Genomic DNA, 17,224 nt, shown 5'->3' on the forward strand with positions numbered 1-17,224 from the left:
ATGTAATACGGTCAAAAAGCAGGAACGTTTCAAATTTTGTTTAATTTTCCGAAATAATCGGACAAGGGTCCTGAATGGCTGCCTGACCATCGAGCAGCTGAGTCACCCAGTTGCACCATTCCAGGCCGGTCTGGGCATTCATTAATCCCTTTTGAACCAAAATGTAGCTCCCAAATTCCCGGTTGCCTACGCGGAGGTTATCTTGAGGGATGCGGGACTTCAGATCCTCGAAATAACGGATGCGCTCCATAAACCAGTTTTTGCGCTCATTCAGAATGCGTCTCATGCTTCCATCTTCGGCAATGCCGACACACAAAATCCGCAAATTGAATTCGTCACGCGTTACCGGAGCAGTAACAGGAGTGATCATCCATCCGAGCAGCTTCTCAATACCTTTTTCCGTGACTGCATACATTTTTTTGTCCGGTTTGTCAGACTGTTGCACCCAGCGGGAAGATAATAGTTCATCATTTTCCATCTTGGACAGGAGCGGGTAGATCTGACTGTGTTTGGCTTGCCAATGAGGCTGGATTTTCAGCATCAGATCGTAACCAGACGACTCCTCGCGGGTAAGCAGCCCGAGCAATCCGTAGGAAAGTATGTTCATGCACATGTCTCCTTAATATTAGGGCTAGGCCAGTGAAAACAATGAATATTGCCATCAATGACCGCTTTCATAAAAGTGTACACTGAAACTGTATGGTTTGACAACCTGACAGCATAACTGCCTCAATTTAGACAAAAAAAGAGTGCGGACCCTGAGGTCCGCACCCAAAACCATTTAGAGAGATGCCTGTTACTCGTACCCTTCAACTACAAGCTCAAGCTGGCCTGTGGAGGAATCGATAATCATGCCGTGAACGGGTACTCCCTGTGGAAACAGGGGATGATTTTTGATGACTCCTACAGTATGTTTTACCCCTTCATCAACACTGTTAAACCCTCGAAGCCAATTGTTCAAATTGATTCCGGAGTTGTCCAGAGCATTGATGACTTCCTTGGATACGCCGCGGTCAAGCATGTGACCAATCATTGTGTCTGCTTGCAAAGATGCCATACCGCACTCGGTGTGACCGACAACAACAACTTCGTCTGCCCCGAGCTCATAGATAGCTACAAGCACGCTTCGCATAACAGAACCGAAAGGTTGAGAGATAATGGCGCCTGCCGTTTTAAGGATTTTAACCTCACCATTCTTCAAATTCATCGCTTTAGGCAGCAGTTCCACCAGACGGGTGTCCATGCATGTGATAATTGCCATTTTTTTAGTTGGAAACTTACCGGCCGTATACTTTTCGTATTCTTTCGTCTCGACAAATGATTTGTTGTACGCCAAAATCTCTTGAATGTTGTTCATGTCCATTGCCTCCTGTTATCCAAATACGATGAGCACGGCTGCTGCATCGGTATGCAGCCTGTCCTACGCCCTGCTCTTGATTATACCACGGTCAGCAAACGGCATGATATCTTATGAATAAGAATCTAGCCATTTACCTCTGTTAAAAGTTGATTATACGCATTGCAAAAAGTATCATCAATAGGGAGTCTAAACTTTTTTTGGAGAGGTGAACGATAACAATGGAAGAACAAACCCTGAAACATCTGGAACCATTTCTTAATTTGGCCAGCAAAATCAAAAGTTATCACGAAGCCATTGGTTTGCTTCATTGGGATCTGCGCACTGGTGCGCCGAAGAAAGGCGTTCCGACTCGTTCGGAAACCATTGGCATGTTATCTACCGAAGCGTTCAAGCTTCAAACTTCGGCTGAGATGAAAACCTATTTGGACACGCTGACAAAACCAGAGGTGTTGAATCAACTGGATGATATAAATCGCCGTCTGGTATTGGAATGCAAAAAGGAATACGATCGGAGCCAATCCGTCCCGCCTGAGAAGGTTCAAGCATATACGGTGCTTACGGCCAAATCGGAAACGGCATGGGAAGATGCCAAGCATAATAGCGATTTTGAAGGCTTTTCCCCGTATTTGACAGAGATCGTGAAACTCAAACAGGAGTTCATCGACTACTGGGGTGTGAAAGACACACGCTATGATACGCTGCTTGATATGTATGAGCCGGATCTGACCGTAGAGAAAGTAGATGCGGTATTTGCCCGGTTGAAAGCACGTTTGGTGCCGCTGCAGGAAAGGATCAATGCTTCCGAAAACAAGCCGAATACGGAGTTCTTAAACCAGCTGTTTGATACGGATCAACAGGAAAAATTCAGTTTGTTCATTTTGGGACAGATGGGTTATGACTTTGATGCCGGAAGACTGGATGAGAGTGTGCATCCGTTCGCGACAGGACTTAACCCGGGGGATGTGCGAATCACGACGAATTACTTGCAGGATGATGTGGCGAGCGCGGTATTCAGTTCTTTGCACGAAGGCGGACACGCTCTATATGAGCAAAATATTGACGAAAGTCTGGCAGGTACCCTTCTGGCTGAAGGAACGTCGATGGGTATTCATGAATCCCAGTCCCGTCTGTGGGAAAATATGATTGGCCGCAGCCGTCCGTTCTGGACTCGCTATTATCAAGACTTGCAGCAGCATTTTCCGCAATTGAGCGATGTGGCTCTGGAAGATTTCTACCGTGCGATCAACCGCGTCGAAAGTTCCCTGATTCGAATTGAAGCAGACGAGCTGACGTATAATCTGCACATTATCATCCGTTATGAGATTGAAAAAATGCTGTTCAATGAGGGACTGGAAGTCAAGGATTTGCCGGAAACCTGGAACGCCAAGTACAAAGAATATTTAGGCATCGTTCCTCCAAACGATGGTGTAGGTGTGCTTCAGGATGTTCACTGGTCCGGTGGCGATTTTGGTTATTTCGCATCGTATTCACTCGGCAATATGTATGCCGCTCAGATTCTACATACGCTGCGCCAGGAACTGCCGGAGTTTGACTCTTATATTGCTGAAGGCAATCTGATACCGATCAAGGAATGGTTAACGGACAAGATTTATCGTTACGGCAAGAGCCGTACGCCATCCGAATTGATTCTCGCTGTGACAGGTGAGGAACTAAACCCGGATTATCTGGCGGACTACCTGGAAGCAAAGTATACCGAGATTTACAAACTGTAGTTGTACAATCACATACCACGAAGCAGGTACTAGAGAGAGCCGGGCATATGCCCGGCTCTTTTTTGGTGTGCAAGTTCTTAACCTTTTGATGGGCAGCGGCATATTCATAGTAGAGAGAAACTGCTGAAACCAGCGAAGGAGGGAAACAGCATGAAATACACGCCCTGGTTCATCCGTGCCATCGTTATATTGCTGATTATCATTGTAGCGCTCACGAGCTGCAACCGAGAGAAAAACGAAGCGAAAATTACGATTGGCGAGGTGACGCGTTCGGTATTTTACGCACCGGAGTATGTAGCCGTAGCTCAAGGTTTTTTTGAAGAAGAGGGACTGGAGGTCGAGATCCAGACAACGGCTGGTGGTGACAAAACGATGGCTGCCTTGCTCGCGGGCTCCGTGGATATTGCCCTGGTCGGAGCAGAGACATCTATCTACGTCTATCAGCAGGGAGCGGAAGATCCGGTCATTAACTTTGCCCAGCTAACCCAGACAGACGGAACATTTTTGTTTGCACGAAGTGCGGAAGGCAGCTTTGATTGGGATCAGCTGAACCAAAGTACATTTCTCGGACAACGCAAAGGCGGGATGCCGCAAATGGCTGGAGAATTCACGTTGAACAAACACGGCATTGATCCGCAGAATGATCTGGAATTGATCCAAAATGTCGATTTTGCCAACATTGCTTCTGCATTTGCGTCGGGTACCGGAGATTATGTACAGCTGTTTGAACCACAGGCGTCAATCTTTGAACAGGAAGGCCGCGGGAAGGTCGTTGCATCGTTTGGAACGGAGAGTGGACATTTGCCTTATACGGTGTTCATGACAAAACAAAGCTACATCAACGATAACAAGGAAATGGTACAGAAATTTACAAATGGGCTGCACAAAGCACAGGTCTGGGTAGATTCCCATTCGGCTGAAGAGATTGCCGAGGTCATCCTCCCTTACTTTAAAGACATCGATCAATCCATTCTCGTAAGTAGTATTAATCGCTATAAAGAGCAGGGGACGTATGCAACAGATCCGATTATTGATGATGAAGAATGGGAACAATCTGCTGGACGTCATGAGTGCGGCTGGAGAACTCGAACAACGGGTGGATTCCAAAGCGATTGTCGACAACACCTATGCGGAACAAGCAGCATCTGTGAAGTAACCAGGCATTCAGGAAAGGAAGTGATCGCCATGCCTGAATCCGATACGGTGATTAGACTGGAAGGGATTTCGCAAGTGTATGTCAATGAGCGTGAAGCCTCATTGGTCATCGAAGACCTGAGCCTTCAGGTTAAACAAGGCGAATTTGTCAGTCTTGTTGGTCCGAGCGGGTGTGGCAAAACAACATTGTTGTCCATCATCGCCGGGCTGCTCACGCCAACCGCGGGAGAGGTGAAAGTTAAAGGGAAACTGGTTGAAGGTCCTTCTGCCCAGATTGGCTATATGCTGCAGCAGGACTATCTGTTTCCATGGCGTACCATTTTGGACAATGCATTGATCGGACTTGAATTGACGGGCAGGCTGGATGAACGGAGTCGTAAACGAACAAGCGAGCTGCTTGCAGAGATGGGCCTTGCTGGAACAGAGAATTTGTATCCTTCCGAACTATCTGGGGGCATGAGGCAGCGTGTCGCACTCGTGCGGACGCTTGCAACCGATCCATCCTTACTGCTTCTGGATGAGCCATTCTCTGCACTGGACTATCAGACCAAGCTGCAGCTGGAGGATCTGGTGTCAGATACGCTCAAGGAAACGGGAAAAACCTCGGTGCTGGTCACCCATGACCTGTCCGAAGCGATTGCAGTGAGTGACCGCGTTATTGTGCTGGACCGCAATCCTGGACGAATTCGGAAAGAGTTTATCATTCCGGAAGCCATTCGGAAATCCCAGCCCTTCTACGCAAGAGAACAGGAAGGTTTTAATGAGCTTTTTCAGGCATTATGGAGCGAACTGGAACAGTCCGGAGGAGGTGAGAAGAACGGGTGAATCATACGAGAGAGAAGCAGGAAATGCGCCGGGATGAATGGATGCAGAAACTGCACCAGGGCCACATGAAGCAGGTTGCTGAGTGGCGCCGCAAGGTACTTGCGGTTCAGCTGTCCCTGCTGGTCTGCATGTTTTTGTTATGGGAGCTGGCGGGCAGGCTGCGCTGGATTGATGTGCTGCTGTTCAGTTATCCGAGCAAAGTTTTTGCCCAGATCGGCAAGGACATCGCCAGTGGTGAACTTTGGATTCATGTCGCAGTCACCGTTGGGGAGACGGCAGTTGGCTTTTTGCTGGGGACGCTTGTCGGAACGCTGCTTGCGGTCCTGATCTGGTGGTCTCCTTTTTTGTCCAAAGTGCTTGATCCCTATATGGTCGTATTCAACAGCATGCCAAAGGTGGCACTCGGCCCCATCTTCATCGTCATGTTTGGTGCAGGCTTTACGGCTATTGTCATGACTACGTTGTCCATTACGGTGATTATTACGACCCTGGTTGTGTACAACAGTTTCAACGAAGTGGACAGCAATTATATCAAGGTCATTCGTACGTTCGGTGGCGACCGGTCCGTGATTTTTACCAAAGTTGTCCTGCCGGCTTCATTTCCCGCGATTGTTTCTACATTGAAAGTCAATGTGGGCATGGCCTGGGTCGGTGTAATTGTGGGTGAGTTTCTGGTTGCCAAACAGGGGCTCGGGTATTTGATTATCTATGGATTTCAGGTCTTCAATTTTACCCTGGTATTATCGAGCCTGCTTATTATCGCGGCCGTAGCTACAGCGATGTATCAGCTTGTGGTGTATGTAGAGAGAAAACTGCTGGCAGGTCGCAGGTAGTGCCACGAAAAAAGTTAATAGAGCTTGCTAGATCGTGTTATGTATACAATTTCACAAGGGGTGTCACGTTGCCCGCTAACCAAAAATCAAGTACCATACTAATACGAATATTCCGTGCAGTCCTTCATGTATGCGGAGATTGGAGATTAGGGCCTTATATGTCTTCACCCCGCATCAAATCGAAATTGCCAGCGTCCCACATCCGGGACGCGATGTTGTGACCGGCATGCATGGGCATGTCGGTTGATGCCGTTTATTGATTCTGATGTGACTGCATATGTCTATGCATCCCTTCAATAGCTTCATTTTTTGTAAAACGGGAAATGGTTTGCCTAAGGGTGTGTAATACTAGGAATACTACGTATTGCAGAAGCAGGCTAACGCAGATTTGTTAGAGGTATGAAGCAGGACATGCATTCATCCGGATGGGACGAAGAGCTGGCTTGGCCATATAAGCAGCTTAGAGGAGAGGTAATGAGAAATGGGTTTTAGAGTAATTAAAACCGCAATTGCTGCACTGATGGCTGTGCTGATTGCGGACTGGTGCGGCTTGCCCGGGCCAACATCGGCAGGCTTGCTAGCCATTCTGGGTGTCGATGTTACGAGAAAAAGAAGCATTCGCACGATTTCGGCGCGATTCTTTGCTTCCGTGGTAGGTCTTTTGTTTGCAAGTGTACTTTTTCACTTTCTAGGCTTCCATTATTGGGTTCTGGCCGTGTACATACTGATTGCGTTTCCGGTAATTGTTCGGGCCGGATTCAAGGAAGGCATTGTGACGGGGTCTGTCGTGGTCTTTCGTGTCTTCAGTGGCGGGGAGATGGACGTTGAAGTCATTTTGGTGCAAATCGGGTTGCTGCTGATTGGTCTGGGATCTGCAATGGTCGTTAATCTGGCATATATGCCAGCAGCGGACCCGCAAATGCTTCAGATTCGCAAAAGGATTGATGAACTATTCTCCGTGATCTTCAAGGAGTTTGCTGCGACTCTTCGTAATCCGAATGAGGTCTGGGCAGGGAAGGAACTGATTGAAGCGGACAAGGCTGTTCTTGGAGGCATTGAAGCAGCCAAGCGTTCACTGGAGAATCAGGTCATTCATCCCAACGAAGAATGGAGCGTATATTTTTACATGCGAAAAACGCAGCTGGACTCCATTCAGCATATGATGCATCTGGTATCACAAATTTATCAGAAGATGCCACACGCCGAAATGGTGTCGGAGCTGTTTGACCAGCTCAGTCAGGATGTGCTCACAGAGTCTTACACTGGACGAACCGAAAAACTACTCGCAAATGTGCAGGAAGAATTCAGGCGAATGGAACTGCCAGATACAAGGGAAGAATTCGAGATTCGTTCTGCGATTCTCCAGCTGTGCCGGGAACTCGCGCTGTATCTGAAAATTGCGAAAAAGGACAAAGCACCGTCGCCGATTACGGACCGGTCCCAATCTACAAACGAATAATAGAAAATAGTTGTCACCCTAGACGGATGCCCTGCATACACTTGTAGTGAATGATTGTATGGAGGAGGTTTAAAGATGTCATTGAGTCATAAACATCAATGTAGAGAGATCATCACGAAGGCGATCTGCGGCAAAGGTCGTAAGTTCTCTACCGTAACACATACCGTGACTCCGCCTAATGGTCCGACCAGTATTTTGGGGGCTTGGATTATCAACCACCAATATGAAGCCGTATCAGCGGGGGACGGAATTGAAGTTATTGGTACTTACGATATCAACATTTGGTATTCCTATGACAAAAATTCGCAGACAGATGTAGCCAAAGAAACGGTGTCGTATGTAGAACATGTACCTTTGTCTTACCTGGATCCGAAACACCGGGCTTCCACAGTAGAGGTATCTGCGGATGCAACGCAGGAACCAAGCTGTGTGGAAGCCACTGTATCCGCAGGCGGAGGCAGCGTAGTTATCCGGGTAGAACGGGAATTCGCTGTTGAACTGGTTGCCGAAACCAAAGTATGCGTGAAGGTATGCACAGATGGTTGCGGAGACTACGAAGACAAGGATTATGACTTTGGCAGCACGGATGAAGATTATGATGATCTTGATCCGGACCTGCTTGACGAGGAACTGTAATTTCTTCGTCTCTTGTATCCTTAGCTAAGGTATTATATGCGCCGCAAGCGGCAGTGAAGAGGGCGCAAGCCCTCTTTTTTCTTTTTGGGCGATGGAAAGGAGGGACCGAATGAATGTAATGGAAGAGGCAGAGCAAGCGGTTAAACGTTACGAACGCATGTCGGCGGGAGAACGGGCAGGACGATTGGAGCGAGCCGGCATTGAAGTGCTTGCCTCACGTGACAGGCAAAAAAGGGAGCCTGGCCTAAGAGTACGTTACGATGTAGAGATATGCTGCCTGTACGCACTTCGGATTAAACGGCGGGATACGAGCGGCATGGGCGGTGCACAGGATAGCGTACTGGACCGGGAAGCGGCTTCGACGCTGTTCAAAAGAATCGAGCGGCTAGCTGTTAAAACCTTGTATACCCTTGGACTCGATCACGGCGCTGTACGGCTGGAAGCTTCGGGGAAAAACGGGTGCACTGTTGTTTCGATTGACCCGCGTCCGTGGAAGGGCATGACAGATCTATCTGTCATGTACCGGGAAGGCTGGAAGCAGCTGCAGTCTCAACTGGATGAGGAAAGTCAGAATAAAGTAACGCCCGTGCTTGGAATGGACCCGGAGTTTCTACTCGTGCAGATGCCGGAGTCCAAAATTATACCTGCTTCAAGGTTTCTCGGACGCACAGGAATGGTAGGCTGCGATTCCGTGACTATCGGGGGGAGGCGGATCTATCCGGTTGCTGAACTTCGTCCTGCCCCCAGTTCGGAACCGCGAGAGCTGCTAACTCATTTACTTAGAGCTTTTGACCTGGCATCCCGCAGCATAACCGACCATTCGCTCATTTGGCAGGCTGGGGGAATGCCGCAGCGTGGATTGCCGCTCGGGGGACATGTTCATTTCAGCGGAGTGACGCTTAACGGGGATTTGCTGCGTGTGCTTGACAATTATCTGGCCCTGCCGCTTGCGTTTCTGCAGGACCCGCGTGGTTCGGGCAGGCGTCCAAGGTACGGAGCACTGGGTGATTTTCGATTGAAGCACTATGGTGGATTCGAATATCGAACACTGCCCAGCTTCCTGATCTCTCCACTCGTTGCCAAAGGAGTGGTCGCTCTCGCAGGTCTTATTGCCGCCTCCTACACCAGTCTTCCTCTTCGTCCTTTGATGAACACAACCGTGCATGCTGCTTTTTACGAAGGAGACCGGGAACGAATGAAGGAATACATTCCAGCGCTTCTGGACGATCTGGTCGGCTTGGAGGACTACGCAAGATATGAAAAGTATGCCGCTCCGCTCATACGTCACCTGAGAGAAGGGAAGACGTGGGATGAGAGCCGGGACATTCGCAAAGTCTGGAATATTCGTGCAGGTTCATGAAGAGTAGATGTTTTTTTGTTATAATAGAAAGTAAGTCAATTTTGGATCTGATTACAGCTATGGAAGACATGCAGACACTGGTCTGTGAAGGAAGCGGCAGGTGGCCGAAACATGAGGCGGAGGCACGAAGATGTGCCTGACCGCCTTATTGTTCCTTCTAGGGCAGGGACTCTTCCTGACAACATAGGAACGGATGGAGGATATTCATGGCTCAGTATACGCCAATGATTCAACAATATTTGCAAGTGAAGGCCGAAGCGCAAGACGCTTTTCTTTTTTTTAGATTAGGTGATTTCTATGAGATGTTCTTCGATGATGCTGTCAATGCAGCACGTGAGCTCGAAATTACGCTGACTGCACGCGCAGGCGGTGGGGAAGAGAAAATTCCGATGTGCGGTGTGCCTTATCATTCGGCGGACAATTACATACAGCGTCTGATTGAAAAAGGATACAAGGTTGCCATCTGTGAGCAGATGGAAGATCCAACCGTAACAAAAGGCATGGTGCGCCGGGAGATTGTACGTGTCATCACGCCTGGAACGGTGATGGAAGGCAAGACTCTTGGCGACAAATCCAACAATTATATGGTCTGCCTGACAGGAAACCAAAATACACTGGCGCTGGCAGCGTGTGATCTGTCAACGGGTGAATTGTACGTGACGTCCGTGCCATATTCCAAGGAATGGCTGAAAGATGAGATCGGCATTTACGAACCTTCCGAATTAGTCGGTGATGCGACTCTTCTCGATACCGTCGCTGCGCAGTCTTCACCAATCGGTAGACCTGTTGTATACACGCCTTGGACCAAAAGCAAGGAAGATCTCGTTCGGCAACAATTCGGCGAAGCTGCATGGGCAAGACTGGAGCCTGAACGTCAAGTTTGTGTTGCACGACTGTTCTCTTATCTGAGTGAAACGCAGAAACGTTCTCTGGGGCAATTGACACAAATCTCGACTTACGAGCCGGATCACTTCATGATTCTGGATCCATTCACCAGACGTAATCTGGAACTTGTGGAAACGGTTCGCGAGCGTTCCAAAAAAGGCTCGTTGCTCTGGCTGCTGGACAGAACGGAGACATCCATGGGTGCGCGGATGCTGCGGCGGTGGGTGGATAAACCCTTACTTCAAAAAGGGAAAATTAATGAGCGACTAGAAGCAGTGGACACGCTATACAATCAGTTTATTTTGCGTGAGGATTTGCGTGCTGAACTGAAGGACATTTACGATCTGGAACGACTGGTGGGGCGGATTGCTTTTGGGAATGCCAACGGGCGCGATTTGAACGCACTCAAGCTGTCGCTGGATAAAATACCTGGACTGCGCCAGTATTGTGCAGAGTCTTCTTCTACCACGCTGCAGAACATTGCGGAGATGATGGATGACTGTAGTGACTTAAGGGATGCCATCGGGCGTGCCATTGTGGACGAGCCCCCTGTTTCCGTAAGGGATGGAGGATTAATCCGTGAAGGTTACCATGAACGACTGGACGAACTAAGGGAAGCATCGGTGAATGGCAAACAGTGGATCGCTGAATTGGAAGCAAAAGAACGTGAAGCTACGGGCATCCGCTCCCTGAAAATCGGCTACAACAAGGTGTTTGGCTATTATATCGAAATTACGAAGTCCAATCTGGCCTCCTTGCCGGAAGGCCGTTATGAGCGGAAACAGACGCTGGCTAATGCAGAACGTTACATTACGCCGGAGCTTAAGGAAAAGGAAACATTGATTCTCGAAGCACAGGACAAGATGGTCGATATTGAATACGGATTGTTTGCTGAGCTGAGGGATCGGTTGAATCATGAAATTGCAAGACTGCAAAAACTGGCTGAACAGGTTGCGGAGATCGATGTATATCAATCCTTCGCGGTAATCAGTGCAGAGCGGAATTTTGTTAGACCAACACTGACAGATGGTTATGACTTTGTGGTGGAACAAGGACGTCATCCTGTGGTGGAGGCTGTTATGAGGGATGGTGCCTTTATCGCCAACCAAACGGCAATGAAAAAGGAAGAAGCACGGATTCTTCTGATTACTGGTCCGAATATGGCCGGGAAAAGTACGTATATGCGACAAGTTGCCCTGATCTCAATCATGGCGCAGATTGGTTGTTTTGTACCTGCAGGTCAGGCAGAGGTACCCATCATGGATCGCATCTTCACACGAATTGGGGCAGCAGACGATCTGATTGGCGGTCAAAGTACGTTTATGGTGGAGATGGCGGATATTCAGGTAATGACTGACAAAGCAACGCCGAGAAGCCTGATCATTATCGATGAATTGGGCCGGGGCACGTCAACAAGCGAGGGGATGGCTATTGCCCAATCCGTCATTGAGTATGTGCACGACATTATAGGCTGTAAAGCACTCGTATCGACGCATTTTCATGAACTGGCTCACCTGGAAGAAAGTCTGGATAAGCTGGCAAACTACTCCATGGCCGTACAGGAGAGTGGGGACAAAGTGAATTTCTTGCGCAAATTGATTCCGGGTGCTGCCAGCAGCAGTTATGGTATATACTGCGCACGACTTGCCGGTCTGCCGGATAGTATTATTGAACGAGCGAATGGTTTACTGCACGGCTTCGAACATGCGGCAGCACAGGTGGCGGTCGGAAGTGAGTTTGCTGGGAAGGGAAGCCGCATTCCGGGATCGGACTACAATAATACACCTGGAATGGAAAATGCCACAGTGATACGAGAGGAAGCTGTGGTTTCGGTACCCGATACGGTGACTTACGTGGAGAGCGAGTTGTTCAAGGAGCGAGGCAATAAGAATAGATCTGGTTCCAAACCACAGGACGTTGTCCAGCTGTCGATATTCGGTGATGATGAGCCCAACGTGGGAACCAAGCCCGATGATGTGGTCGCTGTGGACAAACCAACACGAGATTTTATACGTAACATGAAAGACATTGATGTTATGAATATGACGCCTCTGCAGGCGATGCAATTATTGAATGAGCTTAAGTTAAAGGCACAGCAATTATCCTGATATGATGGGAGGGGAAACCTGTGGCGAAAATACATGTCCTTGACGAACATATTGCCAACCAGATTGCAGCAGGTGAAGTGGTTGAACGGCCTGCTTCGGTTGTTAAGGAATTACTGGAGAATTCCGTGGATGCAGGGGCTACCAAAATTGAAGTTTCCGTTGAAGAGGGCGGATTGCTCAGCATTCGTGTGAAAGACAACGGTTCAGGCATTGAACCCGAGGATCTGGAAACAGCATTCTATCGTCATGCAACGAGCAAAATTACGCACGGACGTGATCTCTTCCAGATCACAAGTCTTGGTTTTCGGGGAGAGGCTCTGCCGAGTATCGCGGCTGTCTCCAAGGTCGAAGTGCTAACGGCTAGCGGAGACGACGGCCGGGGGCGCCGGATTGTGATTGAGGGTGGCAAACTGTGTACACATGAGGATGCTGCTTCACCTCAAGGGACAGAGTTTGTTGTCAAAGAATTATTTTATAATACTCCTGCCCGCCTGAAATATATGAAAACCATCCAAACCGAGCTGGGACATATCTCGGATGTGCTGTACCGGATGGCCATGTCTCATCCGCATATTTCCTTTACGCTGCGGCATAATGCCAATGTGCTGCTGCAGACGCTCGGAAACGGCGACCTGCTTCAGGTGGTGGCAGCAATCTACGGTACCAGTGCAGCCAAAGCCATGCTGCCCGTCCAGGGCGAGAATCTGGATTATCGGGTAAGTGGATTAATCAGTCTTCCGGAATGGACACGGGCCAATCGGGGCGGCATGTCAACGATTGTAAATGGTCGATATATTCGCAATTATGGTCTTAATCAAGCCATTCTTAAAGCGTATCACACGTTACTCCCGATCAATCGATTTCCGCTTGTTGTGGTGCAGCTTGAGATGCATCCCTCACTCGTGGATGTAAACGTGCATCCGGCAAAACTGGAAGTGCGGTTCAGCAAGGAAGCCGAGTTGTACGAATTTATTGAAACGACAGTACGGGGAATTCTGCGGCAGGAAGTGCTTATACCTCAAGTGACCAAACAGCAGATTAGACGTGGAGACGACAGTTCATTTATACAGGAACAGTTTCTGTTTCCGCGAGGACCATACAAGGATGAGCCAGTGATAGAAGATGAGGTTGCACAGTCCAAAAAGAATAGCACCCCTGTGCCAGGCAACACGGCCATGGAAGAGGACGATCTGGATGCCCCCGCTGATATTCAACCGGGTCATGCTGCGGAACTCTTTTCAGAGGTGCCACCCTTGCCGGACGCTCCACCGCCAGATCAGCTCAACCCGATAAATCCGTTTCAGGCCCTTGTTGTTGATGAGCGGGTTCAGACAGATGAACGCGAGGTGCCAGCTCAGGACACAGCGCCGACATATCGACCAACCAACGTGAATGCTCCAGTTAGAGAAAACCGGCTGTCATATCAAGCTTCTAATCGTTCCAATATGGAGCGCAGCTGGAAGGGTTCAGGTTTACCTGATACTGCAAAGCTGGCAGCAGCGGTGAAGTCGGATGCGACGTTGCCGGCGTTTCCAGAGCTTAGCCTGATTGGTCAGCATCACGGTACGTATCTGATTGCCCAGAATAAAGACGGCCTCTATCTGATTGATCAGCATGCCGCTCATGAGCGGGTGAATTATGAGTATTATTATGAAAAGTTTGGCAATCCGGCTCAAGCTTCACAGGAGCTTTTGCTGCCGATCACACTGGAATTTACACCGTCCGAAACGGAAAAACTCAAGTCCAGGCTTGCCTGGTTTGAACAGGCTGGAGTCTATCTGGAGCATTTCGGTGGACAGACGTTTCGTGTGCGCTCCCATCCGTTCTGGTTTCCCAAAGGGGACGAGAAGGATATTATTGAAGAAATGTCTGAATGGGTGCTCAGCGAGCGCAGCATTGATGTGGGGAAAATGCGTGAAGCTGCTTCCATCATGTGCTCCTGCAAAGCCTCGATTAAAGCCAATCAGAAGCTGACAGAACAGGAAGCAGAGACGCTCATTCAGCGACTCGGTTCCTGCAGGCAGCCCTATACTTGCCCACACGGGCGACCGATAGTCGTTTCATTTTCAACCTATGATCTGGAGAAATTGTTCAAACGGGTCATGTAGCTGTTTAGGAGGAAGTTATGTATATTACAACCGGTGATACAGAGGCGCCTTCGCTTGTGGAACGCGCGCGCAAGCTCGCGGAAACGACGGGTGGTACCTATGTGCCGCGCAATAAAAAGTCTTTGCCCAGGCTGATTGAACGTTATGGCGTTAACGAAATCCTGGTCGTGCTTCAGGGCAAGGCGCGCTTGTATCGCAAGAATGCGCCGCAGCTTGAATTTCATCCAAGCATGGGATTCGTACGCGCGAAGCGTGTGTTGCGCGGAGAGCCTGATCCTATGCTGGAAGCGGGAGCTGTAATTAAAGGAGATACCATCATTGATTGTACAGCCGGATTAGGTACGGATGCGCTTGTATTCTCCGTCGCAGCAGGTAAGCAGGGGAAGGTTATTGCTTGTGAGAGCTCTCTGCAGCTCTATACACTGTTGGTTGAGGGGATGTCCTATTACGAGAGTAATCAGCCCGAAGTCGATGAAGCCTTTCGCAGAATTGAATTAAGACATGCCAATCATCTGGATTTTCTTCGTTCTATGCCGGATCGAAGCTGCGACACAGTTTACTTCGACCCCATGTTCCGCGAACCGATGATGGATTCAAGTGCGATTCAGCCCTTGCGGGATTATGCAAACTCCCATGCACTGGATATTCAAAGTATCATGGAGGCCAAACGGGTAGCCCGCAAACGGGTTGTGATGAAAGAAAAGCGCGGCAGCGCGGAGTTTACGAGGCTCGGATTCGAGGTGCTGGATCGCGCCAATGCAAAAACACTGTACGGAGTGATAAATGTTGAAAGCGGAAGCTAAACCTAAACTGCTTGTACTGGTTGGACCGACAGCAGTAGGCAAAACAAGGATGAGTATCGAGCTCGCACAAGCGTTTAATTGCGAAATTATTTCGGGAGATTCGATGCAGGTCTATCGTGAAATGGACATCGGGACGGCCAAGATTACCCGTGAAGAGATGAAAGGAGTGCCCCACCATCTCATTGATATCCATGAACCGGAATATCCATATTCGGTTGCAGAATTTCAGGAGAGCTGTACCCGGCTGATCAGTGAAATACAGGATCGCGGTAAGCTGCCCTTTATTGTTGGGGGAACCGGTCTGTATGTAGAGTCGGTCTGTTACGGATTTCAATTCTCGGAAAGCGGGTCGGATGAGGCTTTTCGGGAGGAACAGTTTCGCTATGCGGAGTTACACGGTGCTCAGGCGCTGCATGACAAGCTGAGGGAAATAGATCCAATTAGTGCGGAACGGCTACATGTGAACGACCAGCGGCGAATTGTTCGGGCTCTTGAGATTTACCACCTGACAGGGGAGAAGTTATCTGAACAACTGGCGTCGCAGAAGAAAGAATCCCCGTACGATCTGAGTATTATAGGTTTAACAATGGATCGTCAAAAGCTCTACGCCAGGGTTGAAGAACGGATTGACCTGATGATTGAGCAAGGTTTGGTAGAAGAAGTGAAGTCACTGCTGGAACGCGGGGTGGCCAGAGGTCATATCTCCATGCAGGGACTGGGATACAAGGAAATTGCAGCGTATCTTCAAGGCGAAGTCAGCTGGGATGCTGCGGTGGAATGGCTGAAGAGGGATACCCGCCGCTTTGCCAAACGCCAGCTTTCCTGGTTCCGGCATATGAAGGACATTGAATGGGTGGATATGACAGATACCGAAGATTTCGCAGGGAACTATGAGAGGGTATGTGCATTAATTCAGCAAAAGTTCAAATGATTGCGAAACGTGTGAATTAGGTCCCTTATGGGACGTTTGAACCTCTATCTCTTGATTTCAAAAAAGAGTAGAGGTTTTTTATTTTGAGTGCAAAACATAGAAAATAAAGGAACAGATTTAATCAAATGGTTGTAAAAAAATGACATGAACTTTAAGATGAAAACACATAACAACATCAAATAATGAACCGTGTGTTCCAATGAGAAAGGGATGGTCTTCTTGGATTCGGGCTTTAGTGGAGGAACGAGCTTATATCTATTTTTTTCCGGATTATTCGGAGTTGCTGTTGCCATTCTGGGTCTTATTGCCCTAATTTGGGTAATTATCGTTCTGTCCAATACCAATACATACCTGAAAATGCTGATTCATGATCGAAAAGAACGGCAGAAAATTCCGCTAACGAAAGCATTGTCGAACCCTTTGGTTGACCAGGAACGGCAGGAATAAAGCGCTCTAAAACGATGATTTTGTCCCTCTTTTGCATTTTAGACAAGCGGTGTATAATGGATAAGTCTTCTAACTGCACGTCAGGCTGATTCCGAGATGCAAATTAGTAGACAAGGGGTTTTTGTGGATTATATGAAACTGTTCATGATATAATAGCACGAAAGCTACTCAGCGATATTGAATACTATCTTAAACACGAATTCAAATGAACCAATGGGGGTACGGCTAATGAACAAGTCCATCAACATCCAAGATACGTTCTTGAACCAACTGCGGAAAGAAAACATTCCTGCTACGGTCTATCTGACCAACGGCTTTCAAATCCGTGGAACGATCAAGGCATTTGACAATTTTACGATCGTCATTGACAGCGACGGACGCCAGCAAATGGTCTATAAGCACGCCATCTCCACGTTCACGCCGCAACGCAGCGTATCGCTGATGCAGCAGGATAACAGCGGCGAAGCTTAAAAAAATTACGAAACCTTTTCTACAACCATTTCGTCTACAAGTATAGGAATTGAAGCAGAGCAACCTTAACAAGGGTTGTTCTTTTCATTCCGGGCAAAAAAGGGTTATGA

14 protein-coding genes and 1 pseudogene are annotated in these 17,224 nt (G+C 48.5%); 13 read left to right on the forward strand and 2 right to left on the reverse strand.

The genetic code is table 11. The annotated features are described in order from the left end of the window. Positions 1-40: 40 nt before the first annotated feature. Positions 41-607 carry a PadR family transcriptional regulator gene (locus ABIC22_RS20785; protein WP_354483473.1) on the reverse strand — a complete coding sequence of 189 codons (567 nt, stop codon included), beginning with the start codon at positions 605-607 and terminating at the stop codon, positions 41-43. Between the two features lie 189 nt (positions 608-796). Beyond that, positions 797-1,357, reverse strand: a complete 561-nt coding sequence (locus ABIC22_RS20790) for a beta-class carbonic anhydrase (RefSeq protein ID WP_095357349.1) — start codon at positions 1,355-1,357, stop codon at positions 797-799. 221 nt (positions 1,358-1,578) lie between these two features. Here ABIC22_RS20790 and ABIC22_RS20795 point away from each other — a divergent pair, with 221 nt between their 5' ends. The 13 genes and pseudogenes from ABIC22_RS20795 to hfq all read left to right on the forward strand — a co-directional run bounded on the left by ABIC22_RS20795 (position 1,579) and on the right by hfq (position 17,114). Next, on the forward strand, positions 1,579-3,093 hold the full coding sequence (locus tag ABIC22_RS20795) for a carboxypeptidase M32 (protein ID WP_354483475.1): 1,515 nt from the start codon (positions 1,579-1,581) through the stop codon (positions 3,091-3,093). A 150-nt stretch (positions 3,094-3,243) separates the two neighbouring features. Next, positions 3,244-4,249, forward strand: a pseudogene (locus ABIC22_RS20800) (ABC transporter substrate-binding protein). Between the two features lie 29 nt (positions 4,250-4,278). After that, on the forward strand, positions 4,279-5,073 hold the full coding sequence (locus ABIC22_RS20805; protein ID WP_127536683.1) for an ABC transporter ATP-binding protein: 795 nt from the start codon (positions 4,279-4,281) through the stop codon (positions 5,071-5,073). A 41-nt stretch (positions 5,074-5,114) separates the two neighbouring features. Continuing rightward, positions 5,115-5,906 (forward strand): ABC transporter permease, encoded by a 792-nt coding sequence (locus tag ABIC22_RS20810; RefSeq protein ID WP_371859929.1) that lies wholly within the window; start codon positions 5,115-5,117, stop codon positions 5,904-5,906. A 481-nt stretch (positions 5,907-6,387) separates the two neighbouring features. Continuing rightward, entirely contained in the window at positions 6,388-7,365 is a 978-nt protein-coding gene (locus tag ABIC22_RS20815) for an aromatic acid exporter family protein (protein WP_127536684.1), read from the forward strand. 75 nt (positions 7,366-7,440) lie between these two features. Further along, positions 7,441-8,001 (forward strand): outer spore coat protein CotE, encoded by a 561-nt coding sequence (locus ABIC22_RS20820; RefSeq protein WP_127536685.1) that lies wholly within the window; start codon positions 7,441-7,443, stop codon positions 7,999-8,001. Positions 8,002-8,110: 109 nt separating this feature from the next. Next, the gene (locus ABIC22_RS20825; RefSeq protein WP_354483478.1) at positions 8,111-9,361 is read left to right on the forward strand and encodes a putative amidoligase domain-containing protein; all 1,251 of its coding nucleotides are present in this window, start codon (positions 8,111-8,113) and stop codon (positions 9,359-9,361) included. A 206-nt stretch (positions 9,362-9,567) separates the two neighbouring features. After that, positions 9,568-12,354: a DNA mismatch repair protein MutS gene (gene mutS / locus ABIC22_RS20830; RefSeq protein WP_354483480.1), complete on the forward strand. Its 2,787-nt coding sequence runs from the start codon at positions 9,568-9,570 to the stop codon at positions 12,352-12,354. A 20-nt stretch (positions 12,355-12,374) separates the two neighbouring features. After that, positions 12,375-14,462, forward strand: a complete 2,088-nt coding sequence (gene mutL, locus ABIC22_RS20835) for a DNA mismatch repair endonuclease MutL (RefSeq protein WP_354483481.1) — start codon at positions 12,375-12,377, stop codon at positions 14,460-14,462. Positions 14,463-14,479: 17 nt separating this feature from the next. Then, on the forward strand, positions 14,480-15,265 hold the full coding sequence (locus tag ABIC22_RS20840) for a class I SAM-dependent methyltransferase (protein ID WP_127536688.1): 786 nt from the start codon (positions 14,480-14,482) through the stop codon (positions 15,263-15,265). Beyond that, the gene (gene miaA / locus ABIC22_RS20845; RefSeq protein WP_354486036.1) at positions 15,249-16,196 is read left to right on the forward strand and encodes a tRNA (adenosine(37)-N6)-dimethylallyltransferase MiaA; all 948 of its coding nucleotides are present in this window, start codon (positions 15,249-15,251) and stop codon (positions 16,194-16,196) included. Before ABIC22_RS20840 ends, miaA begins: the two co-directional genes overlap by 17 nt. Before the next feature lie 219 nt (positions 16,197-16,415). Next, positions 16,416-16,643, forward strand: a complete 228-nt coding sequence (locus tag ABIC22_RS20850) for a hypothetical protein (protein ID WP_164764178.1) — start codon at positions 16,416-16,418, stop codon at positions 16,641-16,643. 228 nt (positions 16,644-16,871) lie between these two features. Next, a complete protein-coding gene (gene hfq / locus ABIC22_RS20855) occupies positions 16,872-17,114 on the forward strand; it encodes an RNA chaperone Hfq (RefSeq protein WP_017687918.1) in 243 nt (80 codons plus the stop codon). Positions 17,115-17,224: the final 110 nt, after the last annotated feature.

Source organism: Paenibacillus sp. PvP094, from assembly GCF_040546835.1.
GTDB lineage: Bacteria > Bacillota > Bacilli > Paenibacillales > Paenibacillaceae > Paenibacillus > Paenibacillus illinoisensis.